The following is a 25,333-nucleotide window of genomic DNA, read 5'->3' as shown; positions in this document are numbered from 1 at the left end:
CTACTGGAGGCGCGAGCCGGAGTCGAACCGGCCTAAACGGCTTTGCAGGCCGCTGCATAACCGCTTTGCTATCGCGCCGCAAGCGGACTGGAACCTAGCTGCAGGCTCGCAGATTTGTCCGGCGGACAATCGAACAATCGGAACGATCGGCCCACCAAACAAAAAGGGAAGCGCTGCTTCCCCTTATGTATGGAGCGGGAGACGAGGCTCGAACTCGCGACCTCAACCTTGGCAAGGTTGCGCTCTACCAACTGAGCTACTCCCGCATTGCACTGCTTCACAACGCGCTGCACTTTTACTTCGCCAAACAACGCGGTGCTTCAAAAACTGGAGCGGGAGACGAGGCTCGAACTCGCGACCTCAACCTTGGCAAGGTTGCGCTCTACCAACTGAGCTACTCCCGCATTGTGCTGCTAACTACTGCCTTATTTACTGCAACTACTCTGCTACTGCGTCCGTCGCTTCAAACTGCGTGCATCGGAGAAACGAGATTATGGAGAAACGGCTGAAACGTGTCAACCCCTTTTGCGAATGTCTTTAACGAAAAGTTTTCGCTCGTGCTTCGACGACTTTCGCGCACGCTCGCGCGGTCTTGCGAACGCCGTCGCGACGGCCGTCGACAACGATCACGCGACGCCGCCGCGCTCGCGGATCTGCGGCCACGCGAGCTTCATGTAGTAGAGCATCGACCAGATCGTCAGGAACGCGGCCAGATAAATCAGCCACAGGCCCCACACGCGCGTGTCGACCACCACGCCGCCGCCGAACCGCAACGGTCCGTAGAACAGCAGCATCGGAATCGCCACCATCTGGCAGACGGTCTTGAACTTGCCGAGCGAATTCACCGCGACACTCTTCGACGCGCCGATCTGCGCCATCCACTCGCGCAGCGCCGAAATCGCGATCTCGCGTCCGACGATTACCAGCGCAATCGCCGAGTCGATCCGCGCGAGCTGCACGAGCACCAGCAACGCCGCCGTCACCATCAGCTTGTCGGCGACCGGATCGAGAAACGCGCCGAACGCCGAGGTCTGATTCCACTTGCGGGCCAGATAGCCGTCGAACCAGTCGGTGAGCGCCGCCAGAATGAAGATCGTCGCGGCCGCGAGATTGCGGTGCGCGGGGCTCATCATGATGTCGGGCAGATAGAACACGCCGACGACGAGCGGAATCAGGACGATCCGCAGCCAGGTCAGGAAAATCGGGAAATTGAACGGCATGGGCAGGCGCAGCGTCTGACGAGTGAGATGCAATTGTGCCGTGTCGCAAGGCCTGCCACAAGCAACGCGGCGCGCGGGCGTTGGCGTGCGGGCGGCGCGGGTGTGCTTTGGCGGGCGCTTGCCGGGCGCGGCGTGGCCGCTTGCCGGCCACCTGTTAGCCGCTCATCGGCCGCTCCCCAACCGATGAGCCGCTCCGCCCTATTCAGTGCAACTGCCGATAAATCTGCTCGGCCAGCGCCTGCGAAATCCCTTCGACGCTCGCCAGATCCTCGACGCTCGCCGCGACCACGCCGCGCAGTCCGCCGAAGCGCGCGAGCAGCCGTTGACGCCGTTTTGCACCCACGCCTTCGAGTTCTTCGAGCCGCGAGGTCTGGCGCGTTTTGCCGCGCTTCGCGCGCATGCCGGTGATCGCGAAGCGGTGCGCCTCATCGCGAATCTGCGCGACCAGCATGAGCGCGGCGCTTTCCTTGCCGAGTTCGAGCGGCGCGCGGCCGTCGGCGAAGATCAGGGTTTCGAGACCCACCTTACGGCCCTCGCCCTTCGCGACGCCGACCAGCATACCGGTATCGAGGCCGAGTTCCGTGAACACCTGGCGCGCGATCTCGACCTGACCCTTGCCGCCATCGATCAGCACGATGGTCGGCAAAATGCCGCCCGCCGCCGGCTGCGCGGCATCCGCCGCGAGCGACGGATCGGCGGCGGCGTCGCTTTGCAATTCGGCGGCTTCGTCGGCGGCATTCGCGGCGGCTTGCGCGACCATCTTCTCGTAGCGGCGCGTGAGCACCTGGCGCATCGCCGCGTAGTCGTCGCCGGGCGTGATGCCCGTGATGTTGTAGCGGCGGTATTCGGACGACTGCATCTTGTGATGGTGATACACCACGCACGACGCCTGCGTCGCCTCGCCCATCGTATGGCTGATGTCGAAGCACTCGATCCGCAGGTGCGCGAGGTCCTCGGACTCCATGCCGAGCGTGTCGGTGAGCGCGCGCGTGCGGGCCTGTTGCGAGCCTTGCTCCGACAGCAGGCGGGCGAGCGCGAGCCGCGCATTCTGTTCGGCCATCGCGAGCCACGCTCGCCGTTGCCCTTGCGGCTGACGCAGCACGGTCACTTTGTGGCCGGCCTGCTCGATCAGCACGTCGACCAGTTCGCGCGTGGCCGGCGCGTGGCTGACCACCAGCACCGGCGGCACGCGATTGCCCAGGTAATGCTGGGCAATGAACGCTTCGAGCACTTCGGATTCGATCCCGCTCGATGCGCGCCCTTTGCGCGGCTTCGATGGTTCGGAGGCGGCGGGGTTCGCGTCGGAGTTCTCCGTATCTTCAGCCTCTTCGTCTTCCGATGGCATGTCTTGAGCGATCGCGAGCGCGTCGGAAGCATCGGCATCGGCCGATTCGTCTGCGCCACTCGCACGCTGCTCCACCGCCGAACCGGGACTTGCACCGCTTTCCTCGACATCGACCAGCGCTTCGCCGCCGCCCTCTTCCAGACCGCCCTCATCCGCCGTCAACGCGCTTTCCACATGCGCGGGGAAATACGCCTTGTCACCGAGATGCCGCCCGCCGCGCACCATCGCGAGATTCACGCAGACGCGCCCGCCCAGCGCGACCACCGCGAGAATGTCGACATCGCTATCGCTGCCGACTTCGATCGCCTGCTGATGCAGCACCGTCGACAGCGAACTCATCTGGTTGCGCACCGCCGCGGCCTGCTCGAACTTCAGCTCGCTCGCGAACGCGTGCATCTTCTGCTCGAGCTCGTTCATCACCTCGCCCTGGCGGCCGAGCAAAAAGCGCGACGCGTTGGCGACGTCGCGCGCATAGTCTTCTTCGCTGATGGCCGCCACGCACGGCGCCGTGCAGCGGCCGATCTGATGCAGCAGACAGGGCCGGGTGCGGTTGTTGAACACGGAATCTTCGCAAGTGCGCAACTGGAAGACCCGCTGCAGGATCTGGATGCTCTCGCGCACCGCCCACGCGCTCGGAAACGGACCGAAGTACTGATTCTTGCGATCCACCGCCCCCCGGTAATAGGCCATGCGCGGAAACTTGTGACCGGTCAGTTTGAGGTACGGATACGACTTGTCGTCGCGAAACAGGATGTTGTAACGCGGCGCGAGCGCCTTGATCAGATTGTTTTCGAGCAGCAGCGCTTCGGCCTCGGAACGCGTGACGGTCGTCTCGACGCGCGCGATGCGCGTCACCATCATCGCGATGCGCGGCGACAGCAACGTCTTCGTGAAATAGCTCGACACGCGCTTCTTGAGGTCGCGCGCCTTGCCCACGTAAAGCACCGCGCCGTGCGTATCGTAATAACGATAGACGCCGGGCAGATGCGGCAGTTGGGCGAGCACTTTTTTCGGCTCGAAAGTGTCGATTGCTTCGGGTTCGGTCATGCAGGGTCGATTGGGTGGGACGGTCTCGCGGGGCCTTGCGCCGCGTGCCGCGCGTCCCGGCGAAACTGGCGCGCGCAATCGTGGTCGAGGCTTTAAAATCGCCAGTTTAGAACATTCCGCGTACGTCCGAACCCTGCTGTGCGCCGAACCGGCAACGCTTCGGCCGCGTGCGAGGATGACGGCGCGACGCAGCGCCGCGAGGGTTCCGGCGCCGCGGCGTCGTGCACCGCCGCCGCCGCGCCAACCGTTCGACACCGCCACCCAGGTCACCATGTCCACCGTTGCCCCCCGCACCGACCAGCCCGCTGCCCCTATCGCGATTGCCTGCGACATCTTCTGCGCGGTGATCGACAACTTCGGCGACATCGGCGTGTGCTGGCGCCTCGCGCGCCAACTCGCGAGCGAGCACGGCTGGCAGGTGCGCGTGTCCGTCGACGATCTGCATGCGTTCCAGAAGCTGTGCCCGTCGCTCGCGCTGGACCGCGCGCGCCAGACGGTCGGCGGGATCGTCGTCGAACACTGGCGCGAGCCGGCCCATGCGGGCGACACACTCGAAGTGGCCGACGTCGTGATCGAGGCGTTCGGCTGCGAACTGCCGCCGATCTACGTCGCCGCGATGGCCGAGCGCGAGCGCGCGCCGGTCTGGTTCAACCTCGAATATCTGAGCGCCGAGGACTGGGTCGCGGATTTTCATCTGCGGCCGTCGCCTCATCCGCGCTATGCGCTGACCAAGACGTTCTTTTTCCCGGGACTCGGCCCCGGCACGGGCGGCGTGCTGAAGGAGCGGCATCTCGACGCCGCGCGCGCGGCCTTCGACGCGTCGCCGGCGGCACGCGAAGCCTGGTGGCGGCAAACCACCGGCCACGCGCCGCCGCCCGCCGAAGCGACCGTCGTTTCGCTGTTCGCCTACGAAAACCCCGCCGTCGACAGTCTGCTCGAACAATGGCGCGACAGCGCCACACCGGTCGTGCTGCTGGTGCCGGAGGGCCGCATTTCCGGCGCGGTGGCGCGCTTTTTCGGCTTGCCGTCATTTACCGCGGGCTCGCATGCGGCGCGCGGCAACCTCCGCGCGCATGCGCTCGCGTTCACCGCGCAAGCCGGCTACGACGCGCTGCTGTGGGCGAGCGACATCAATTTCGTGCGAGGCGAAGATTCGTTCGTGCGCGCTCAATGGGCTGCGAAGCCGTTCGTCTGGCACATCTACCCGCAGGCCGACGACGCCCATCTGCCGAAGCTCGACGCCGCGCTCGCGCACTACGCCCGCACCCTGCCCGCCGAAGCGCGCGACGCGCTCGCGCGCTTCTGGCACGCCTGGAACGGCGCAGGCCAGCCGGAATGGGCCGAATTCCTGCGCCACTGCCCGGCGTTCGAGCAGCGCGCGGCCGAATGGGCCGGCGAACTGGCCGAAGTGGGCGACCTCGCCGGAAATCTGGCCTTGTTCGCAAAAACTCAGTTAAAATAAGCGGTTATCCAACGGCCGACGACGCAAGCGCGGCCCGAATCGCAGCAACGAGCCCGGTCAATCCGGCTGGTCGGCCCGCTGACCAATCCGGCATCGAAAAATACATGACGCGCCCCAACCTTCGGGCTGGCGGTGTAAATGTCAAAAAAGGGACGTATGTTGTGGCTCGGCGCCACTCGTGTACACGCCCGCACAGGGTAAAAAAGCAGGTAACGGATCGTGGGAAATGGCGGAAATCACAGAGCGGCGCAATGCGGCCTGTTTCCGCCCGTCCCGCGGCAAGCCGGCCGCGCTTATCGCACTCAAGCCCCGGTGCCGCTCCCATGCGGCGCGGCGCGCGGTGAGCGAGGCGCCGAAGCCGCTTGCGCCGTATGCCGTTGAGCAAAAGTTGAAGCTACTTATTTCGTACAGGACAGTTTTATGAAGACCGCACAGGAACTCCGCACCGGCAACGTCGTGATGATCGGCGCAGACGCAATGGTCGTGCAAAAGGCCGAATACAACAAATCGGGCCGTAACTCCGCCGTCGTCAAGATGAAGTTCAAGAACCTGCTGACCGGCGCAGGCATGGAAAGCGTGTACAAGGCAGACGACAAGTTCGACGTCGTCGTGCTGGAGCGCAAGGAAGTGACGTACTCGTACTTCGCCGACCCGATGTACGTGTTCATGGACGCCGACTACAACCAGTTCGAAGTCGAAGGCGAAATGATGGGCGACGCCCTTCATTACCTCGAAGACGGCATGGCTTGCGAAGTCGTGTTCTACAACGAGAAGGCCATCTCGGTCGAACTGCCGACCACGCTGGTTCGCGAGATCATCTATACGGAACCGGCTGTCAAGGGCGATACGTCGTCGGGCAAGGTGTTGAAGAACGCCAAGCTGACCACCGGCTTCGAACTGCAAGTGCCGCTGTTCTGCAACATCGGCGACAAGATCGAAATCGACACCCGTACGCACGAGTACCGCAGCCGCGCTTGACGCGCCTGCAAGCCTGAAAACGCGCGCCGGCGCAACATCGGCCACGCGAAAAAAATGGCAAAGAAAAGCGCCCAATTTGGGCGCTTTTTCTTTTTGGAGCCGACGTGTATGGTTAAGGAAAACTTTACCGGCGCCGTTCTCGAAATTGCCATTTCGCCATCTTCTGTGGCCGTTTCTCCGCTGACAAACCGTTGATAAGCCTGAACAAATGTCCGTGGCACATTCCATGCTTCGATTGAAGACAGGCCAGTACGGCTTATTTTTCTCGACTCAGGAGACGCACCATGAATAACGACATTGCTGAAGGCAAGTGGAAACAGATGATCGGCAAGGCAAAAACAGCATGGGGCGAACTGACGGACGACGAACTGACCAAGGCCGAGGGACGCGCCGACAAACTTGCCGGCCTGATCCAGGAGCGCTACGGCAAAACCCGCGATCAGGCGGAACTCGAAGTGCGCCGGTTTTTCGACGGCAACCAGGATTTCTGACCGCCCGGATGCAAGAACTACAGGCGCCCCGCCCGCGAGTTGTTGACGTGGCGAGTTGTCGTCATGAAACGGCGCGCAGTGGGCGCGTCACAGTAAAACCAAAGGACCAGAACTACGTGAATCGAATCGCCGCCCGCCCCGCCCGGCTTGTTTCTGGCCAGGTGTTACGTTCATGCCAATCAGGCGGCCGCTGGTGCGCCGCGATGGCATGCGCCGACCTTGTGGCGCGGCATCCGAGCGATCGTACCGGCCAGCCATCGCGCCCGTTTCGCGCGCCAGCCGAGGTAGTAGCGGCGCGGCGCAGCGGGTATCCATCCATCTAAAATTGCGCTCGCCATGCCACACGCCCTGATTGTTGAAGACGATCCCAACAGCCTCTCAGGCCTGTCCGCCATCCTCGCCGCCGACGGCTTCTCCGTCGACACCGCGACCACGATTGCCGAGGCCCGGGCGGCGTTGACGCGCTTCATTCCCGATGTCGTGCTGGTCGACCTGAATCTGCCGGACGGCAGCGGGCTCGATCTGTTGCAGCATCTGCCCGCGCAGCCGCCAGGCGGCGCCTTGCCCGTGATCGTGATGACCGGCAATGCAACGGTCGAGAGCGCCATCGAGGGTTTGCGGCACGGCATTTGGGACTACCTGCTCAAGCCGGTCAACATCCCGCGTTTGCGCAGTCTGCTCGCACGCATTCCGCGTCCGTACGAATTGACCGAGGAAGTGCAGACGCTGCGCGCGTCGCTGCGGCAACTCGGACGCTTCGGCTCGATGCTCGGCCGCGGCGGCGCGATCCAGCACGTGTACGACACGATCGAACATATCGCGCCAACCGAAGCCGCCGTGCTGATTTCCGGCGAAGCCGGCACCGGCAAGCAGGTCGCGGCGCGCACGCTGCACGACATGAGCCGGCGCCGCAAAGGTCCGTTCGTGACGTTCGACTGCCGCGGCGCGGGCGGCGTCGGCGCGCATCGTTCGCTGGACAGTTTGCTGTTCGGTCACGAACGCGGCGCGTTTGGCGGCGCCGAGCAGCGCGAGCCGGGCCTGTTCGAGCAGGCGAGCGGCGGCACGCTGTTCATCGATGAAATCGCCGACTTGCCCCGCGCGCAGCAGGAAGCGCTGTTGCGCGCACTCGACTCGCAGACGTTCATGCGGGTCGGCGGCACCAATCAGGTCGCGACGGACTTCCGGCTGATCGCGTCGACCCGCAAGTCCGCGCGCGCGGCGGTGGCCGACGGCAGCCTGAATCAGGATCTGGCATTGCGCCTCGAAGCGGCCGCGGTGACGCTGCCGCCGTTGCGCGAACGCGGCGACGACCCGGCGCTGATCGCACAGGCCGTGGTCGACGAATTGAATCACGACGTGGCTCGCGAAGCGGCCGCGCGCGGCACGTCCGAGGTTGCCAAGCAGATTGGCCCGAACTTCCTGCGCGAGTGTCTGGCGTACGAGTGGCCAGGAAACGTGCGCGAGCTGCAGGACCGCGTGCGGCGCGCGTATCACGCGTCGGGCGACGTGCTGGAGTCGTTGCGCGCCGACGAGGCTGCGTCGGCGAACGGCCGCGATCTGAATGGCAGCCGCGTGCAGGTCACGGTCGGCACGCCGCTCGCGGATGTCGAGGAAATGCTGATTCGCGCGACACTCGATGCGGTCGGCGGCACGCGTCACCGGGCGGCGTCGCTGCTGGGGATCAGCCCCAAGACGCTGTACAACAAGCTGCAACGCATGCGCTTAAACTGAGTCTGGTTGATCGGATCACCAACCAAAGCCCGCAAAAAAACGGCGCGTTGATCGAAATCAACGCGCCGTTTTTCATTCTGCCCGCTCGCCCTATTTGCCCGGCCTCGGCGCCCTATGCGAACGCACTGCGCAGCAACGCCTGCGCTTCCAGATACTGCGGGTCGGCGACCAGCTTGCTCCACTTCAGCGTCTTGCCGCGCGGCCGCATCCGCTTGATACGGCGCCGCGACTCCTTCGACGGCGTGAAGCGCAGCGCATCCAGCACCTTCTCCGCTTCGGCCGGCTGATTGCAGATCAGCACCATGTCGCAACCGGCCTGCAGCGCGGCGGTGGCGCCTTCGGTCAGCGTGCCGCCCTGGCGCGCGGCTTCCATCGACAGGTCGTCGCTGAAAATCGCGCCTTCGAAGCGCAGCTTCTTGCGCAGGATGTCCTGCAGCCAGATCCGCGAGAACCCCGCCGGCTTCGCATCGACTTGCGGATAGATCACGTGCGCGGGAATGACCGAGCCGAGCGACAAGCCGAGCCAGTCGTACGGCGCCGCGTCGTCGCGCAGGATTTCGTCGAGCGATCGGTCGTCGACGGGCATCGCGACGTGCGAGTCCGCTTGGGCGAAGCCGTGCCCCGGGAAGTGCTTGCCGCAATTGCTCATGCCGGCCAGCGCGAGACCGTGGTTCAGACTCTTCGCGAGCAGCGCCACCACGCGCGGGTCGCGATGGAACGCGCGGTCGCCGATCACCTGCGATTGCCCGTAGTTCAGATCGAGCACCGGTGTGAAACTCATGTCGATGCCGCACGCGCGCAACTCCGCCGCGAGGATATAGCCGACCGCGGTCGTCACCTTGGTGGCGTGCAGCACATCGCTGTCCCATAGTGCGCCGAGCTTGCCCATCGCCGGCAGCACCGTGAAGCCATCTGTGCGAAAGCGCTGCACGCGGCCGCCCTCGTGATCGACGGCGATCAGCAGATCTTTGCGCACCGCGCGGATCGATTCGGTCAGCGCGATCAGCTGCGCGCGGCTCTCATAGTGGCGCGCGAACAGGATCACGCCGCCGGTCATCGGATGGGCAAGGCGGCGTCGGTCGTCGTGGTTCAGCGTTTTGCCGACCACGTCGAGCATCACCGGTCCGGGAGTGGTTTTCATCGAATTCCGCTAGAAAAAATCATTGGGCAAAGGAGCACGCGGCCGGCATGGACCGCGCTCAATGTGTTTTTTTATCCGGCAGTGCCCGGCGCGTCCGTTGTGCCCGCTTGCGCCGTCTCCGCGATCACGAACGACACCGCGTAGTCGCGCTCGTCGCTGATCGTGACGCGCGCCGTGATGCCGCGGGCGTCGAGCCAGTCGGCCAGCTCGCCGGACGCCACCACCATCGGCTCGCCGCTCGGCTTGTTGAGCGTTTGCAGCGCGCGCCAGGTCATCGGCCAGTGCATGCCGAGGCCGATCGCTTTCGAAAACGCTTCTTTCGCCGAGAACCGCGTAGCAAGGAACGCGAGGCCGCGCGCCGCCGAGCGGGCCTGGCGCGCATGATAGACGCGCAGCTCGTCGGGGCCGAGCACCTTCTCCGCGAAGCGGCCGCCGGTGCGTGTCATCACCGCGGCCACGCGGCTGACCTGAACGATGTCGGTGCCTATGCCGTAGATCGCCATGCGCGAGTCCGCCGCCTCGGGTCGCATCAGGCGCGCGCGCCGAGACGCGCGGCGACCATGATCGCCTTCATCTCGCGCACCGCGTTGTCCCAGCCGGCGAAGATCGCGTGCGCGACGATCGCGTGACCGATGTTCAGTTCGACGACCCCGTCGATCGCGGCAATCTGCTGCACGTTGGTGTAGTGCAGCCCGTGGCCCGCGTTGACCTTGATGCCGAGGGTCATGCCGAATTCGACCGCGCGCACCACGCGCTCGTACTCGCGCTGCTGTTCTGCGGGATCGTGCGCTTCCGCGTAACGGCCCGTGTGCAGCTCGATCACCGGCGCGCCGGCTTCATGCGCAGCGCGAATCTGCGTCTCATCCGGATCGATGAAGAGCGACACGCGCGAGTTCGCGTCGGCGAGCTGTTTGCACGCGGCGCGCACCGCTTCGAACTGGCCGGCCACGTCGAGGCCGCCTTCGGTGGTCAGCTCCTGGCGCTTTTCAGGCACGAGGCAAACGTCGTGCGGCTGCACTTCGCAGGCAATGTCGAGCATCTCCTGCGTGACCGCGCATTCGAGGTTCATGCGCGTCTTCAGAAGGGGGCGCAGCTTGCGCACGTCGGCGTCGACGATATGGCGGCGGTCTTCGCGCAGATGCAGCGTGATCACATCCGCGCCGGCCTCTTCGGCCATCAACGCCGCGCGGATCGGGTCGGGGTAAGACGTGCCGCGCGCGTTGCGCAGCGTAGCGACATGATCGATGTTCACGCCCAGGTCAATCACAGTCGGCGACGTAAGAAAGAAGCTCATAAGTTCTGCAAGTCGATCAGGATCTGGCGCGTCGCGAGCGGCGTGCCGCCAAGGTAAGTGTTGAGCAGAAAGCGCATCAGCGTTTTGCTTTGCGCCACGGTCTGCGCTCGATGGTAATCGTCCTGTTCCATATCGAGCAAGGTTTGTCCCGCGACCACCGGCCATTGCGCGGGCCAGTCGTCGGATGCTTCGCGCACGCCGCGCTCCGGATCGAACACGTAGCGCCCTTCGGGCAGCACCGCTTTGCGCGCGACCGTGCGATCGAGCGCCATCGCGTAGCCGGTTTCGCGCAGCAGCACACGTTCGAACGAACGCAGCACCTGCACCGGCGGCTCGTCGTGAGCGAGACGCGTCATCGTGACGACGTAGTGATGGAACAGTTGCGGATGCGGGTCTTCGCGCGCGCAGAACTTGACCAGCAACTCGTTGACGTAGAAGCCGCAGAGCAGCGCGTCGCCGGTCAGCGGCAGCATGCCGCCGACCCATTCGGCGCCGGTCAGCGTGCGCACTTCGGACTTGCCCGACCACGACAGCGCGAGCGGCTGGAACGTCTGCAACACCCCGCGCAACGCGGAGTGCGGACGCTTCGCGCCCTTCGCGACGAGCGCGAGACGGCCGTGATCGCGCGACAGCACGTCGATGATCAGACTGGTCTCGCGATACGGATAGCTATGCAGGACGAAAGCGGGTTGCTCCGCGATCCGGTATTCGGAAGCGGAGGTGCGCGGTGCGCGGCGTGCCGGTGTTTTACGCGGCTCGCCTTCGGCGCCTTCTGCGCCTTTGTTGGAAGTTTTTTTGGCGCTACGCGCCGGTTTGGACGACTCGCGCGCCGGCGCAGCCGGTTCCGGCTCGTCCGGCGCAGCGTCGGAATTCAGCGTCATCCACGCGTCATTCGTACCCATACGCACGAAGTCCGGCTTCGTTATCGGCCCAGCCGCTCTTTACCTTGATGAAGGTTTCCAGATAGACCGGTCCGTCGAACAACTTTTCCATGTCGAGGCGCGCCTCGGTGCTGATCTGCTTCAGCTTCGCGCCCTTCTGGCCGATGATCATCGCCTTGTGCGTATCGCGATCGACCATGATGGTCGCGAAAATGCGGCGCAGGCGTCCTTCGGTTTCGAACTTGTCGATCAGCACGGTGCTCGTGTACGGCAGTTCGTCGCCGGTCCAGCGGAACACCTTTTCGCGCAGGATTTCCGCGGCAAGGAAGCGCTCGCTGCGATCGGTCAGGTCGTCTTCGCCGTAGATCGGCGCGCCTTCGGGCAGGAACGGCTTGACGGTCGCCATCAGACGTTTGATGTCGTCGGGATGCTTGGCCGACAGCGGCACGATCTCGTTGAACTGGCGCAGCGCGCTGACCTGCTGCATGAACGGGAAGAGCGAGTCCTTGTCCGACACGCGGTCGAGCTTGTTCGCGATCAGCAGCGTCGGCACCGACGGCGGGATCAGGTCGAGCACTTTCTGGTCGTCGGCGCCGAAGCGGCCGGCTTCGATCACGAACAGGATCGCGTCGACCGAAGTCAGCGTGGATGTGACCGCGCGATTGAGCGACCGGTTCAGCGCGCCGCTGTGCTTGGTCTGGAAGCCCGGCGTGTCGACGAAAATGTACTGCGCGTCTTCCAGCGTGTGAATGCCGGTGATGCGATGGCGCGTGGTCTGCGCCTTGCGGGACGTGATGCTGACTTTCTGGCCGACCAACGCGTTCATCAGCGTGGATTTGCCGACGTTGGGGCGACCGACGATCGCGACCATGCCGCAGCGGAAACCAGTGGGAGTGGGAGCGTTCATATTCGGGCTACGGCAAGTTCAGATCGGCACGCGGAAATGGCGCGCCGATGGCAATCAATGGCCCGCATCGGCGACGCGCGTTTGCACCGCGTCGGCTACGCCGGGTTCGTGTTCGGTGGGCGCCGGGACGCCCGGCGTGACTACGCCGGCTGCACCGGGGTTGGCTTCGCGGCTTCGCTGGCGGTCTGCGGTGCGAAGCGGCGCGGCTTCGGTTCTGGCTTCGGCCGGTTTGTCGGCTGCGGGTTTGTCGGCGGGTTTGTCGCTTGGGTGCGCGCCCGCCTTGTCCGCAGCCGATTTGTCCGATTTCTCGGTCTTCTCGGCGCGCTCGGCTTTGTCCTGCCCGCTGTATTCGACGTGCGCGGCGCGAATCACGGCTAGCGGCGCGCCGCTGGCGCTCGACCCGGCGCGTTCGGCGGCGGCCCTTTCAGCGCCGGACTCCGCCGCTGCGGCCGCGCGCGGCTCGCCACGCGCCGTACCGCGTTCGTGCTTGCGCTCAGGACTGCGCAAATCCAGCGCAGTCTGCACGCCGGTAACACCGGGCACGATCTCCGGCTCGGCGTTTTTCGCCGCGCGAGCGCCTTTCGAGCGCTTGGGTTTCGCGACGACCGCGGGCGCCGCGGCCATCACTTCGTCGAGTGCCTTCTTGGCGGCGGCCTGCTCGGCCGCGCGGCGGCTCGCGCCGGAACCCGACACTTTCACGTCCAGTTTCGGCACCGTGCATTCGACTTCGAATTGCTGATTGTGCGCCGCACCATGCGTGGCGACGACCGTGTAGGTGGGCAGTGCGATCTTGTGCCCCTGCAGATACTCCTGCAGCAGCGTCTTGGCATCCTTGCCGAGCGTGCGCGGATCGATGTGATCGAGAATCGGCACGTAGAGGCGTTTAATGACCGTCTGGGCGGCGTCGAAGCCGCCGTCGAGGAATACTGCACCCAGCACCGCTTCGAGCGTGTCCGCGAGGATTGAGGGCCGGCGGAACCCGCCGCTGCGCAACTCGCCTTCACCCAGCCGCAAGCCTTCCGAAATATTGAGGGCCTGAGCGATTTCGTACAGCGACTGCTGTTTCACCAGATTGGCTCGAACGCGCGACAGATCGCCCTCGTCCAGCTTGCCGAAACGTTGGAACAAAAGCGCAGCTACCGCGCAATTTAGAACGGAGTCGCCGAGAAACTCGAGCCGTTCGTTATGCGTGGCACTATGACTACGGTGCGTTAAAGCCTGGCGCAACAATTCCGCATTGCGAAATTCGTAGCGCAAACGGCTTTCCAACGGAGATAGGGGCATGGGCAGAGTATAACGCGGGCGCCTGACCCGGCGAAAACGCGGGCCGGCCTGCGGAAAAAGCGTGGTGAAGCGACGTTACCGCGGGTTCTTAAAGTAGCGTGACAACACGCCGCGACTGACGTGACCGAAGCGTGGTCAACTGCGCGGCGTGGTGGGCAATCGACGTGGACCAACTCAGTGGAATGAGCCGATGCGTTTGAGATCGCTGAAGTTCATCCAGATAAAAAATGCGCGGCCGACGATATTCCTGTCCGGCGCAAAACCCCAGTAACGGCTATCGGCGCTGTTATCGCGGTTGTCGCCCATCATGAAGTAATTGCCCGGCGGCACCTTGCAGATCACGCCGCGTGCGTTGTACGTGCAGTTGTCCCGATACGGAAAATCTTCGGCGCCGACGATGAACGGCGGCACTGCGGGATTGTTCAGAATCGCGTTCTTGCGACCGTCGATATCTTCTTCGAACTGCTTCGCGTAACCGAGGCGTTCTTCATCGAGGTAGTCGGGCAGCGGCGCTTCCGGCACCGGCTTGCCGTTGATCGTGAGCTTCTTGTCCTGATACTCGATCACGTCGCCCGGCACACCGACCACGCGCTTGATGTAGTCGACCGATTCGTCTTTCGGGTAACGGAACACCACCACGTCGCCACGCGCGGGCGCACGGCCTTCGGTGATCTTCGTATTGGTAATCGGCAAACGGATGCCGTATTCGAATTTATTGACGAGGATGAAGTCACCCACCAGCAGCGTCGGCACCATCGAACCCGAAGGAATCTTGAACGGCTCGACCACGAACGAGCGCACCACGAACACCACCAGAATCACCGGAAAAAAGCTCGCCGAATATTCGAGCCACCACGGTTGACGCAGCTTGTCGTCACGCAGTCGCGCGCGCGTCTGCGCCGCGTTTTCGTCGGCGAAACGTTCGCCGATGCGCTCCTGCTGACGGTCGAATTCGGCAACCGCAGCTTCCGCCGCGCGACGCCGTTTCGGCAGGAAAACCAGTTTGTCCGCGACCCATGCGACGCCCGTCAAAATGACGAGCACAAAAAGAATCAGCGCAAAATTCATAGAGTTCCGTTGTTCAACTTATTTGTCTTCGACACGCAGAATCGCGAGGAAAGCCTCTTGCGGAATCTCGACCGAGCCCACCTGCTTCATTCGCTTCTTGCCTGCCTTTTGCTTTTCCAGCAATTTCTTCTTACGCGAAATGTCACCGCCGTAGCATTTTGCCAGCACGTTCTTACGCAACGCTTTAATGTTCTCGCGCGCAATAATGTTCGAACCGATGGTCGCTTGAATCGCCACGTCGTACATCTGGCGCGGAATCAGTTCGCGCATTTTTGCCGCCACTTCGCGGCCACGATACTGGCTTTGCGAACGGTGCACGATGACCGACAGCGCATCGACCTTGTCGCCGTTGATCAGCATGTCGACCTTCACGACGTCCGACGCGCGATATTCCTTGAACTCGTAGTCCATCGACGCATAGCCGCGCGAGATCGACTTCAGACGATCGAAGAAGTCGAGCACCACTTCGCCCATCGGGATTTCATACGTGAGCTGCACCTGGCGGCCGTGATACTGCATGTTGATCTGCGTGCCGCGCTTTTGCGTACACAGCGTGATCACCGAGCCGACGTACTCTTGCGGCATGTACAGATTCACGGTGACGATCGGCTCGCGCACTTCTTCGATCTTCGACGGCTCCGGCATCTTGGCCGGATTCTCGACCATGATGGTCCTGCCGTCGCGCTGCAGGACTTCGTAGACCACGGTCGGCGCCGTGGTGATCAGGTCCATGTCGAACTCGCGTTCGAGACGCTCCTGCACGATCTCCATATGCAGCAGACCGAGGAAGCCGCAACGGAAACCGAAACCGAGCGCCTGCGATACTTCCGGTTCATATTGCAGCGACGCGTCGTTCAGCTTGAGCTTTTCGAGCGAATCGCGCAGCGCGTCGTACTGGTTCGCTTCGACCGGATAGAGACCGGCGAACACCTGCGGCTTCACTTCCTTGAAGCCGGGCAGCGGTTCGGCAGCCGGACGGTTCAGCAGCGTGACGGTGTCGCCCACCTTGGCGGCGGCCAGCTCCTTGATGCCGGCGATGATGAAGCCCACCTGCCCCGCCGACAACGATTCGAGATTCTTCGACTTCGGCGTGAACACGCCGATGTGCTCGACCGGATACTGCGCGCCGGTCGCCATCATGCGGATCTTGTCTTTCGGACGCAGCGTGCCGTTGACGATGCGCACCAGCATCACGACGCCGACGTAGTTGTCGAACCACGAGTCGATGATCAGCGCCTGCAGCGGCGCTTCCGGATCGCCCTTCGGCGGCGGCACTTTCGCGATCAGCGCTTCGAGCACATCTTCAACGCCCAAGCCGGTCTTCGCGCTGCAGCGCGTTGCATCGGTCGCGTCGATGCCGATCACGTCTTCGATTTCGGAGATCGCGTTCTCGGGATTCGCCGCCGGCAGATCGATCTTGTTGAGCACCGGAATCACGTCGACACCGAGTTCGATCGCCGTGTAGCAATTGGCGACGGTTTGCGCCTCCACGCCCTGGCTCGCGTCGACGACCAGCAACGCGCCTTCGCAGGCGGACAGCGAGCGGCTGACTTCATACGAGAAGTCGACGTGCCCCGGCGTGTCGATCATATTCAGGTTGTAAACCTGCCCGTCGCGGGCACGATACGTCAGAGCGGCGGTTTGTGCCTTGATGGTGATGCCGCGCTCGCGCTCGAGATCCATTGAGTCGAGCACCTGGGCTTCCATCTCGCGGTCGGACAAACCACCGCAGATCTGGATGATGCGATCGGCGAGCGTCGACTTGCCATGGTCGATGTGCGCAATGATCGAGAAGTTACGAATATGATCCATTCAGTGCCGATCAAGCAAAAAAGGCGCGCTCGGACAATAGCGGAGCACGCCTTGTAAGTAGGTGAAAAACCTATCTATTTTAGCCGAAAAGGCTATCGCCCGGCGCATCTTGCGAAGGCCGGGAGAAAAGACGGCTTTGGAGAGGCGTGAAACCCGGTGTGAACAGCGGCCGTTCGGCGCGCTGCTCGAAGTCCCGGTCAATCTCAGGAGGCCGCCTCGACACGTGCGGCCAATGCGGCACGGACCCGCGCTACGTCGAGCTGGTAGTGGCACAACTCGACGCCGTCGCAGACCAGAACCGGCACCAGTTCGTTGTAACGGGCTTCCAGCAGCGGGTCGGCGTCGACGTCGATCACGTCGACTTGCGCGCCGAATTCGGCCAGCAACGGCTCGAGGGCGGCGCGCATGTCTTCACAAAGGTGGCACCACGCGCGCCCATAGAGCGTGAGGGGCGCCGCCTTCGTCATTTCTGGACGCTGCGCGGGCGGACCGGCACGAACTGCGTGTTCTCACCGCGACGAACCAGCAGCGCGACCATCTTCGTCGAGTCGAGGTGCGAGGTCAGATCGTCGAACTGCTTCGCGCTCGTGACGTCCGTATCGCCCACGCGCAGAATGATGTCGCCCTTCTGCAGCCCGACACGAGCCGCCGGACCGTCCGCCGCGTCGACCTGCACGCCGTTGTGAAGCTTCAATGCCTTCAGCTGATCGGCGGGGATGTCGCTGACGGCGAGGCCCAGCACATTCGTCGCGCGCTGCTTCGGCGGCTGCGGCTTCTTCTGATCCGCCTTGGTCGTCTTGTCCGGCTGCATTTCGGCGATCGTGACTGGCAGCTCGTGCGTTTGCCCCTTGCGCCAGATCGTGATCGTCGACTTGGTGCCCGGCTTCGTGTCGCCGACCATGCGCGGCAAGTCCGTTGCCGTGTCGACCGAGTGACCGTTGAACTTCAGGATGATGTCGCCCGGCTGCACGCCGGCCTTGTCCGCCGGACCGCCCGGTTCGACGCTGCTGACCAGCGCGCCCTGCGCCTTCGGCAGACCGAGCGAGTCGGCGACGTCTTTGGTGACTTCGCCGATCGCCACCGCGATACGGCCGCGCACCACCTTGCCGGAACTCTTCAACTGATCGGCCACGCGCATCGCCTCGTCGATCGGAATCGCGAACGAGATGCCCATAAAACCGCCGGTGCGGCTGTAGATCTGTGAGTTGATGCCGATCACCTCGCCCTGCATGTTGATCAGCGGACCGCCCGAGTTGCCCGGATTGACGGCCACGTCGGTCTGGATGAACGGCAGATAGTCGCCGGTATCGCGCCCCTTCGCGCTGACGATGCCGGCCGTCACCGTATTCTCCAGACCGAACGGCGAGCCGATCGCGACCACCCATTCGCCCACGCGCACCTTGTTCGAATCGCCGATCGTGATGGTCGGCAGATTGGCCGCGCTGATCTTCACGACCGCGACGTCGGTCCGGTCGTCCACGCCAATCAGCTTCGCCTTGAATTCGCGCTTGTCGGTCAACGTGACGTAGATCGTGTCAGCGTCGTCGATGACGTGCGCGTTGGTCATCACGTAACCGTCGGCCGAGATGATGAAGCCCGAGCCAACACCGCTGTTCTGTTCAGGATCGTTGCTATCCGGCGTGTCCTGGCTGCCACCGCTGCCGCCGCCATTGTCGCCACCACGCGGCGAACCCGGTGATTGCGGCGACTGCGGCAACGGAATGCCGAAGAAGCGGCGGAAAAACTCCGACATGTCGCCGTCGTCCATACCCGGTGGCAGGCCGCCGCGGGGACCGCTGTTCGACACGCGCGTGGTGGTGCGAATGTTGACGACCGCAGGTCCGACCTTGTCGACCAGATCAGTGAAGTCGGGCAGATTGGCGGCGGGGGCCGCCGACGCCGTGTGCGGCGCGAGCGGCAAACACGCCGCTACCAGCGCGGCCGCGAGGAATTTACGCACCGAGAGAGTCGTCATATCGTAGCAAGCCGAGGGATTCAGGATTCGGAGGGTTACTTCGGAGCTTTGTATTCTATGGCAGCGGCGAATTGCTGCAATGTGGTCTGGGGCACTTCACCGAGGAGGGTAATCCAGAAGTCGCCCCGCCGCTTGACGAGCACGTGCGTGGCGCCGCTGCTGCCGGAGCCCTCCTTGCGCGTGTTGTTCTCGACCGGCTCGACAAAGACCGAAATGGCCGCGAGGCCGTCGGAGAACACCGCCTGGTCCACCGGAATGGTCGGTTGGCCCGCTTCGCGCGCGGCCATCGGCCGGCGCAATTGTCGAATCATGCGAAAGCCCGGCACCGTCGGCGCGATCTGCCAGCCTTGCGCGGTCATGTCGACCGGCTCGACCGGCGGACGCACGACGGTCCACCCTGCCGTATTACGAATGCCGTTGACGATGCCCGCCTTGTCGACCGGCACGCCGATGCGGATTTGCGAAAACGACAACTGTTCGAGCACCTGGCCGCTCGGATCGAGCGTCTGCGCACGCAGCAGCAAGCCGGTCTTCTTGTCGGCCCAAAGCTTATAGGCAAACCGATAGGCGTCTTTCGGATCGAGTTCGATCACCTGGCTGTCGACGCCCGCGACGCGGTCGTCGCCGAGCAGTTTGGGTTCATAGACGGACAGGACCTGCTCGCCGCTCACGGCCAGCAGCGCCGGGAATGCGTCTTTATTCTGACGCTTCTCGAGCACCAGCAGACGCCGCTCCGGCACGAACGTGTAGAGGTCGTCGTTATGACGCAGCATTTTACGCGGCTTGCCGTCGAGGCTTTCGAGCTGTTCGAATTCGCCGTCAGTACGGGTCGAGTAGTGCGCGATCCGGGACGTCTGAACGAAGTTACCGCGCTGATAGACGAACGCGCCCTCGTAGTTCTGCTGCTGGGCAGCCTGATGGATCCGATCGAGCAGATCCGCAGCCGTCCGACGGGCGACGAGCGGATCGGTAGTTTGAGCAAAGACCCGCGGTGTAGCGGACAACAATACGGCTGCGCAGAACAGAAATGCCGGCAGCCGCCCCCAGATAGTCGTTTTATTCAACCGCAGAGTCTGCATCAAACTATTGGCCTTGCGTAGAGACAGAGGCAGCGCGAATCACCGGCATCGAGCCCGCCATGACCGGTTGTTGCGCGAATTGCTGGTGAGCTTCCAGATATTGATCGAGACTTGCGTCGCGGATGATGTTCGCGTCCTGCGCGATAGGCTGGGCCGTTGCCAGCGGCACCGACGCCATTGCCACGCGCTGCACCGCATCGCCACGCGCCTGGAGCGACGCGATCTGCGCCCCCGGACCGCCCGGCACGCCTTGCAGTTGCGGCACGACGATCCATGTCAACGTAGCAGCGGCGGCAGCGACGGCAAAAGCCGGCACCACGCGACGGCGCAGTGCGAGCAAGCGCCGCGCAACCGGCATCGCGGCGGGCGCGAGCATGTGCGGCTCGCTTTCCAGGCGCGCGGCGAAACCGCCCATGAACGCGCTGCTCGTTGCGGCGCTGATTGCCAGGTCGTCGGAACGCAGCGCGTCGCCGATCAGGTGATAGCGCGACCACGCGGAACGATCTTCACCGTCCAGCCCAGAAATAAACTTGTCCAGATTCAGATGCTCTTCGCCGAACAGCTCACCGTCGACAAAAGCGGACAGACGCTCGCCGCGCGAACCGTCTTGCGATTGCATCGAGACCGACCCCATGATGCTCCCCATCTTACAAATACCCCGTAGTGACACCACTAATCCAGATATTGCACCCGTGCCCCGGTGGGCCGACTGGGTATTTACCAGCGCTTGCCTTCAGGTGTGTCAAGCAACGGACGCAATTTTGCCGCAATGGCTTCGCGAGCGCGGAAAATTCGTGATCTGACTGTGCCGATTGGGCAACCCATCATCTCAGCGATTTCCTCGTAACTCAAACCTTCAATTTCACGAAGAGTAATGGCGGTGCGCAGCTCTTCCGGTAAAACCGCCATCGCAGCATTGACCGTCTCAGCGATCTGCTTGCTCATCAACATCGACTCAGGCGTGTTGATATCCCTTAGTTGGTCGGCATCGGAGAAAGTTTCAGCTTCTTCAGCATCTGCTTCGGTCGAGGTCGGCGCGCGCCGGCCTTGGGTGGCAAGGTAGTTCTTTGCCGTATTGACCGCAATTCGGTACAACCATGTATAAAACGCCGATTCCCCGCGAAACTGCGGCAACGCCCGGTAGGCCTTGATGAAGGCGTCCTGCGCGACATCTTCCACCTCGGCGGGGTCGCGCACGAGGCGCGAGATCAGCCGGAGAATCTTGCGGTGGTACTTGGAGACCAGAAGCTCGAACGCGGCCTTGTCGCCCTTCTGGACGCGTTCGACCAGCACCTGATCAATTTCTTTTTCGCTCACCTGATAAATCCGTTAACTATAGGGCGCATGGCGGGGCACCATTGTAGCGTCCCCAACTTTGGGGCACGTTACGCCGGTAACAGCGGTTACAGTCGTTACAGTCAGGCGCCGGCGGCGCGCCGGCCCAGCACCGAAAGTTGCCGGAAAACGGGCGCGGGAAGCGCGTCGGCGGTAATCAGCAAGCTGCGCGCGCGCCCCGCTTCCGGCTGGAGCGCGAGGATCAGCAAGCGGCCGCTCCATTGCGAACAACCGGTGATACGTCCCCGTATCAGCAGGGTGCCGGCCCCGCCCCACACGGACAGCTCGTCCTGCCCGATCTTCAGCGCGGCCGGCTGCGCACGCTCGTGCCGCCTCGCGCCGAGCATCAGCGACGCGGCCACGGCGAGCGTCAACGGAAGCGCCTGCCACGCGCCCAGGTGCGACGCTAAACAGGCATAGGCGGCCCACGTCGCCGTCAGCACGAAGATCCCCAACGCGCCACGCATGGCGAAAGAGCGACGCAGCGCGATTCGCTGCGTCGCTCTTTCGGACGTTTCCGGCTCAAGGTGGAACGCCGGCAACGCCGGCGTCGTCGACTGGCGCGTCACCCGCAATCAGGCGATCAGGCGCGCTTGAAGACCAGCGTGCCGTTCGTGCCGCCGAACCCGAACGAGTTCTTCAGCGCGACGTCGATCTTCATCTCCCGCGCGGTGTTCGCGCAGTAATCGAGATCGCAGGCCGGATCCTGATTGAAGATGTTGATGGTCGGCGGCGACACCTGATGATGCACGGCCAGCACGGTGAACACCGACTCCAGTCCGCCTGCGCCGCCCAATAGGTGACCCGTCATCGACTTGGTCGAGTTCACGACCATGTCTTTCGCGTGATCGCCGAAAGCGCGTTTGATGCCGGTCGTTTCGGCCAGGTCGCCGAGCGGCGTGGACGTGCCGTGCGCGTTCAGGTAATTCACCTGATCGGAATTGATGCCCGCGTTTTTCATCGCGGCCAGCATGCAGCGGCGTGCGCCGTCGCCGTCTTCCAGCGGCGCGGTCATGTGATAGGCGTCGCCGCTCATCCCATAGCCGCCGACTTCGGCGTAAATCTTCGCGCCGCGCGCCTTCGCATGTTCGTACTCTTCGAGCACCATCACGCCGGCGCCCTCGCCCAGCACGAAACCATCGCGATCGATGTCCCACGGACGGCTCGCGGTGGCCGGATCGTCATTGCGTTGCGACAGCGCGCGCGCCGCCGCAAAGCCGCCGATACCGAGCGGCGACACGGTGGATTCCGCTCCGCCCGCGATCATCACGTCGGCGTCGCCGTATTCGATCAGGCGCGAAGCCTCGCCGATGCAATGCAGACCCGTGGTACAGGCCGTGACGATGGCGAGATTCGGACCCTTGATGCCGAACTTGATCGACAGATGGCCGGAGATCATGTTGATGATCGACGCCGGCACGAAGAACGGCGAAATACGGCGCGGACCACGATTGAGCAACTCGGTTTGCGTCACTTCGATCATCGGCAAGCCGCCGATGCCCGAACCGACCACGACGCCGATCCGCTCCGAATTCTCGTCGGTGACTTCGAGACCGCTGTCCTGCATCGCCTGGATGCCTGCGGCCACGCCGTAATGGATGAACGTATCCATGTGGCGCGCTTCCTTACCGGGGATGTAGTCCTCGATATTGAAGCCCTTCACCTCGCCGGCGAAACGAGTCGAGAAGTTCGACGCATCGAACTTCGTGATATTGGCAATACCCGACTTGCCGGCGACCAGATTGGCCCAGCCGTCGGCAACATTATTGCCAACAGGCGAAATCAGCCCCAGGCCTGTAACAACAACACGACGGCGGCTCACGGTAACCCCTTTTTCATAGATGACAAAAGCAAAAGCCACAGCGGCCACAGGAATCTGCCCTGTGTGCCCTGTGGCTGTTAAGTCGGCAATCGCGCGAAAAGTTGCGCTGTCAACATCGCTTGCTCCTGCACGGCAAAAAGCGCCAACCCTGCTGGCGTCGGCAACCGACACGACAGGGCGTCATACGCCGCCAACGCAGAAACGCAGGCGCGAATGACCTTAGGCCTTGACGTTCGCGCGAGCGTAGTCGATCGCTTGCTGAACGGTGGTGATCTTCTCGGCTTCTTCATCCGGGATTTCCATGCCGAATTCATCTTCGAGGGCCATCACGAGCTCAACGGTGTCGAGCGAGTCGGCGCCGAGGTCGTTCACGAACGAAGCTTCGTTCTTGATTTCAGCTTCTGCAACGCCCAGTTGTTCTGCGACGATCTTCTTGACGCGCTGTTCGATATTGTCCATTACCCCTCCAAGGGAAAAGAAGTTCAAAAATACAGGTGCGCGCATTTTATCAGGTTTGACCCGGCAAAAAAGCAGCGCATCGGGTTCCTGTCAAGGCATGCGCCTTACGCTTTTGCAAACGCGTCAAGGCGCGGATAGTAACCGAATTTGGTGACTACATGTACATTCCGCCGTTCACATGCAAGGTCGTGCCGGTGATATAACCCGCTTGCGGCGACGCGAGGAACGCGACAGCATGCGCGATATCTTCCGGACTGCCGAGACGGCCCAGCGGAATCTGCGTTTTCAGCGCGGTCTGCTGCTCTGCCGGCAAGCCCTTGGTCATGTCGGTATCAATGAAGCCCGGCGCGACGCAATTCACGGTGATGCCACGGCTGCCGATCTCGCGTGCGAGCGCGCGCGTCATACCCGCGACGCCTGCTTTGGCCGCGGCATAGTTGGCCTGGCCGGGATTGCCCGACGAGCCGACCACGGACGTGATGTTGATGATGCGACCGCCGCGCGCCTTCATCATCGGACGCAGAACCGCGCGCGACAGACGGAACACCGACCTGAGATTGGTGTCGATCACCGCATCCCATTCGTCGTCCTTCATGCGCATGGCGAGCTGGTCCTGCGTGATGCCGGCGTTGTTCACCAGCACATGCAGCGTGCCGAATTCCTTCACCGTGCCGTCGATCAGCGCGTCCGCCGCAGCCGCGTCGTTCACGTTGAGCACCGCGCCGCGGCCATTTAAGCCGGCTGCGTTAAACGCTTCGGTGATCGCCGTTGCGCCGCTTTCGCTGGTCGCGGTGCCGATCACCGTCGCGCCCTGGCGCGCCAGTTCCATCGCGATCGCACGGCCGATGCCGCGCGAAGCGCCCGTCACGATTGCGATCTGCTTGTCGAGAGTCTTTTCCATCTGTCAGTCCGAATGCCCTTCGGAGGGCTGATTGATTCCTGATGCCGTTGCGTGAGGCGACCGTTCAGCGCCGGTCTTCCGGCGCTGGCGGTACGACGAGGCTTCAGCCTGCCGTCACGAGCTTCAGTGTTTCTTCGAGCGACGCCGGATCGAGCACCGACGCGCCGACCAGGTTGCCGTCGATGCGCTTGGTCAAACCCGCAAGGACCTTGCCCGGACCGCACTCGATCACGTGCGTGACGCCTTGCGCGGCCATCGCCTGAACGCTTTCGACCCAGCGCACCGCGCCGGCCGCCTGGCGTACCAGCGCGTCCTTGATCCCGGCCGGCTCGTTGACCACGGCGACATCGACGTTGTTGATGACTGGAATCGCCGGCACCTGCACATCGACGCTCGCCAGATACTCGCGCAGCTGATCCGACGCAGGCTTGAGCAGCGACGAGTGGAACGGCGCCGACACCGGCAGCGGCAACGCGCGCTTCGCGCCCTTTGCCTTGGCGACCTCGCAAGCCTTTTCGACCGCGGCCTTGTGGCCGGCGATCACGACTTGCGCCGGCGCATTGAAATTCACCGCTTCGACGACACCCGCCACCGACGCTTCTGCGCAGACCGCGCGCACCGTGTCGTCGTCGAGGCCGAGAATCGCGGCCATGCCGCCTTCACCGACCGGCACTGCCGTCTGCATCGCCTGCGCGCGAAAACGCACGAGCGGCACGGCATCGCGAAACGCGAGCGCGCCGGCCGCGACCAGCGCGGTGTATTCGCCGAGGCTATGGCCTGCGACGATCGCGGGCTTCGGGCCGCCCGCCTGCTGCCATGCGCGATAGATCGCATAGGCCGCGGTCAGCATGACCGGCTGGGTATTGGCGGTGAGGTTCAGATCTTCGACAGGGCCTTCGGCGATCAGTTTGCCGAGGTCCTGATTGAGCGCGTCGGACGCTTCCTGAACCGTCTCGCGCACGATCGCGTGATCGGCGAATGCGTTGAGCATGCCGACCGCCTGCGAACCCTGTCCAGGAAAAACGAACGCAAATTTCATATCGTCCCCAAAATCGATTTAATCAGATGTGGGTGGCGCGCGGCGTCGACAGGACGCCAGCG

Annotated in this window: 26 protein-coding genes and 3 tRNA genes; 6 read left to right on the top strand and 23 right to left on the bottom strand. The window is 63.5% G+C overall.

What is annotated here, in order from left to right; all coding sequences use genetic code 11:
- Nucleotides 1–4 precede the first annotated feature (4 nt).
- The 5 genes from FVF58_RS34240 to uvrC all read right to left on the bottom strand — a co-directional run bounded on the left by FVF58_RS34240 (nt 5) and on the right by uvrC (nt 3,612).
- Nucleotides 5–78, bottom strand: a tRNA-Cys gene (locus tag FVF58_RS34240).
- A gap of 112 nt (nt 79–190) precedes the next feature.
- Nucleotides 191–266, bottom strand: a tRNA-Gly gene (locus tag FVF58_RS34235).
- 62 nt (nt 267–328) lie between these two features.
- A tRNA-Gly gene (locus FVF58_RS34230) sits at nt 329–404 on the bottom strand.
- 222 nt (nt 405–626) lie between these two features.
- A complete protein-coding gene (gene pgsA, locus FVF58_RS34225) occupies nt 627–1,220 on the bottom strand; it encodes a CDP-diacylglycerol--glycerol-3-phosphate 3-phosphatidyltransferase (protein WP_149674203.1) in 594 nt (197 codons plus the stop codon).
- Nucleotides 1,221–1,422: 202 nt separating this feature from the next.
- Nucleotides 1,423–3,612, bottom strand: coding sequence for an excinuclease ABC subunit UvrC (gene uvrC, locus FVF58_RS34220; protein WP_149674160.1), 2,190 nt, complete (start codon nt 3,610–3,612; stop codon nt 1,423–1,425).
- A 271-nt stretch (nt 3,613–3,883) separates the two neighbouring features.
- Between uvrC and earP the strand changes: the two genes are divergently transcribed.
- The 6 genes from earP to FVF58_RS34195 all read left to right on the top strand — a co-directional run bounded on the left by earP (nt 3,884) and on the right by FVF58_RS34195 (nt 8,274).
- On the top strand, nt 3,884–5,074 hold the full coding sequence (earP, locus tag FVF58_RS34215) for an elongation factor P maturation arginine rhamnosyltransferase EarP (protein ID WP_149674159.1): 1,191 nt from the start codon (nt 3,884–3,886) through the stop codon (nt 5,072–5,074).
- A gap of 178 nt (nt 5,075–5,252) precedes the next feature.
- On the top strand, nt 5,253–5,498 hold the full coding sequence (locus tag FVF58_RS34210; RefSeq protein WP_149674158.1) for a hypothetical protein: 246 nt from the start codon (nt 5,253–5,255) through the stop codon (nt 5,496–5,498).
- Nucleotides 5,495–6,052, top strand: a complete 558-nt coding sequence (gene efp / locus FVF58_RS34205; RefSeq protein ID WP_074764902.1) for an elongation factor P — start codon at nt 5,495–5,497, stop codon at nt 6,050–6,052. The genes FVF58_RS34210 and efp overlap by 4 nt, the downstream gene beginning before the upstream one ends.
- Before the next feature lie 54 nt (nt 6,053–6,106).
- Nucleotides 6,107–6,247 carry a hypothetical protein gene (locus FVF58_RS51690; RefSeq protein WP_188131003.1) on the top strand — a complete coding sequence of 47 codons (141 nt, stop codon included), beginning with the start codon at nt 6,107–6,109 and terminating at the stop codon, nt 6,245–6,247.
- Between the two features lie 89 nt (nt 6,248–6,336).
- The gene (locus tag FVF58_RS34200; protein WP_149674157.1) at nt 6,337–6,543 is read left to right on the top strand and encodes a CsbD family protein; all 207 of its coding nucleotides are present in this window, start codon (nt 6,337–6,339) and stop codon (nt 6,541–6,543) included.
- Between the two features lie 336 nt (nt 6,544–6,879).
- Nucleotides 6,880–8,274 (top strand): sigma-54-dependent transcriptional regulator, encoded by a 1,395-nt coding sequence (locus FVF58_RS34195; protein WP_149674156.1) that lies wholly within the window; start codon nt 6,880–6,882, stop codon nt 8,272–8,274.
- A gap of 112 nt (nt 8,275–8,386) precedes the next feature.
- On the opposite strand, the gene nagZ is transcribed toward FVF58_RS34195, so the two are convergent.
- From nagZ to fabD, 18 genes are all read right to left on the bottom strand, one after another.
- Nucleotides 8,387–9,415: a beta-N-acetylhexosaminidase gene (gene nagZ / locus FVF58_RS34190; RefSeq protein WP_149674155.1), complete on the bottom strand. Its 1,029-nt coding sequence runs from the start codon at nt 9,413–9,415 to the stop codon at nt 8,387–8,389.
- Nucleotides 9,416–9,486: 71 nt separating this feature from the next.
- Entirely contained in the window at nt 9,487–9,918 is a 432-nt protein-coding gene (gene acpS / locus FVF58_RS34185) for a holo-ACP synthase (RefSeq protein ID WP_149674154.1), read from the bottom strand.
- A 26-nt stretch (nt 9,919–9,944) separates the two neighbouring features.
- Nucleotides 9,945–10,709 (bottom strand): pyridoxine 5'-phosphate synthase, encoded by a 765-nt coding sequence (pdxJ, locus tag FVF58_RS34180; RefSeq protein WP_149674153.1) that lies wholly within the window; start codon nt 10,707–10,709, stop codon nt 9,945–9,947.
- Nucleotides 10,706–11,611, bottom strand: a complete 906-nt coding sequence (gene recO / locus FVF58_RS34175) for a DNA repair protein RecO (RefSeq protein ID WP_149674152.1) — start codon at nt 11,609–11,611, stop codon at nt 10,706–10,708. Before recO ends, pdxJ begins: the two co-directional genes overlap by 4 nt.
- Complete coding sequence (era, locus tag FVF58_RS34170) at nt 11,598–12,497, bottom strand: GTPase Era (RefSeq protein ID WP_149674151.1); 900 nt, start codon at nt 12,495–12,497, stop codon at nt 11,598–11,600. The genes recO and era overlap by 14 nt, the downstream gene beginning before the upstream one ends.
- 54 nt (nt 12,498–12,551) lie before the next feature.
- Nucleotides 12,552–13,781, bottom strand: a complete 1,230-nt coding sequence (gene rnc, locus FVF58_RS34165) for a ribonuclease III (RefSeq protein WP_149674150.1) — start codon at nt 13,779–13,781, stop codon at nt 12,552–12,554.
- Between the two features lie 174 nt (nt 13,782–13,955).
- On the bottom strand, nt 13,956–14,849 hold the full coding sequence (gene lepB, locus FVF58_RS34160) for a signal peptidase I (protein WP_149674149.1): 894 nt from the start codon (nt 14,847–14,849) through the stop codon (nt 13,956–13,958).
- A gap of 18 nt (nt 14,850–14,867) precedes the next feature.
- Nucleotides 14,868–16,661, bottom strand: a complete 1,794-nt coding sequence (lepA, locus tag FVF58_RS34155; protein ID WP_149674148.1) for a translation elongation factor 4 — start codon at nt 16,659–16,661, stop codon at nt 14,868–14,870.
- A 203-nt stretch (nt 16,662–16,864) separates the two neighbouring features.
- Nucleotides 16,865–17,128 carry a glutaredoxin family protein gene (locus FVF58_RS34150; protein ID WP_149674147.1) on the bottom strand — a complete coding sequence of 88 codons (264 nt, stop codon included), beginning with the start codon at nt 17,126–17,128 and terminating at the stop codon, nt 16,865–16,867.
- Entirely contained in the window at nt 17,125–18,636 is a 1,512-nt protein-coding gene (locus tag FVF58_RS34145; RefSeq protein WP_149674146.1) for a DegQ family serine endoprotease, read from the bottom strand. Before FVF58_RS34145 ends, FVF58_RS34150 begins: the two co-directional genes overlap by 4 nt.
- A gap of 35 nt (nt 18,637–18,671) precedes the next feature.
- Entirely contained in the window at nt 18,672–19,715 is a 1,044-nt protein-coding gene (locus tag FVF58_RS34140; protein ID WP_149674145.1) for a MucB/RseB C-terminal domain-containing protein, read from the bottom strand.
- Between the two features lie 4 nt (nt 19,716–19,719).
- Nucleotides 19,720–20,349, bottom strand: a complete 630-nt coding sequence (locus FVF58_RS34135) for a sigma-E factor negative regulatory protein (RefSeq protein WP_149674144.1) — start codon at nt 20,347–20,349, stop codon at nt 19,720–19,722.
- Nucleotides 20,350–20,432: 83 nt separating this feature from the next.
- Nucleotides 20,433–21,032, bottom strand: coding sequence for an RNA polymerase sigma factor RpoE (rpoE, locus tag FVF58_RS34130; protein WP_006051939.1), 600 nt, complete (start codon nt 21,030–21,032; stop codon nt 20,433–20,435).
- 101 nt (nt 21,033–21,133) lie between these two features.
- Nucleotides 21,134–21,619, bottom strand: a complete 486-nt coding sequence (locus FVF58_RS34125; protein WP_342802424.1) for a protein YgfX — start codon at nt 21,617–21,619, stop codon at nt 21,134–21,136.
- 14 nt (nt 21,620–21,633) lie between these two features.
- On the bottom strand, nt 21,634–22,872 hold the full coding sequence (gene fabF / locus FVF58_RS34120) for a beta-ketoacyl-ACP synthase II (RefSeq protein WP_149674143.1): 1,239 nt from the start codon (nt 22,870–22,872) through the stop codon (nt 21,634–21,636).
- A gap of 219 nt (nt 22,873–23,091) precedes the next feature.
- The gene (gene acpP, locus FVF58_RS34115; protein WP_004197638.1) at nt 23,092–23,331 is read right to left on the bottom strand and encodes an acyl carrier protein; all 240 of its coding nucleotides are present in this window, start codon (nt 23,329–23,331) and stop codon (nt 23,092–23,094) included.
- A 154-nt stretch (nt 23,332–23,485) separates the two neighbouring features.
- Nucleotides 23,486–24,232, bottom strand: coding sequence for a 3-oxoacyl-ACP reductase FabG (gene fabG / locus FVF58_RS34110; protein WP_149674142.1), 747 nt, complete (start codon nt 24,230–24,232; stop codon nt 23,486–23,488).
- Nucleotides 24,233–24,335: 103 nt separating this feature from the next.
- Entirely contained in the window at nt 24,336–25,271 is a 936-nt protein-coding gene (gene fabD, locus FVF58_RS34105; protein WP_149674141.1) for an ACP S-malonyltransferase, read from the bottom strand.
- Between the last annotated feature and the right edge of the window lie 62 nt (nt 25,272–25,333).

Origin of the sequence: Paraburkholderia panacisoli, assembly GCF_008369935.1 — a bacterium.
GTDB lineage: Bacteria > Pseudomonadota > Gammaproteobacteria > Burkholderiales > Burkholderiaceae > Paraburkholderia > Paraburkholderia panacisoli.
Note: the sequence above shows the minus strand (reverse complement) of the source record. Positions and strands in the feature narration are given on the sequence as shown.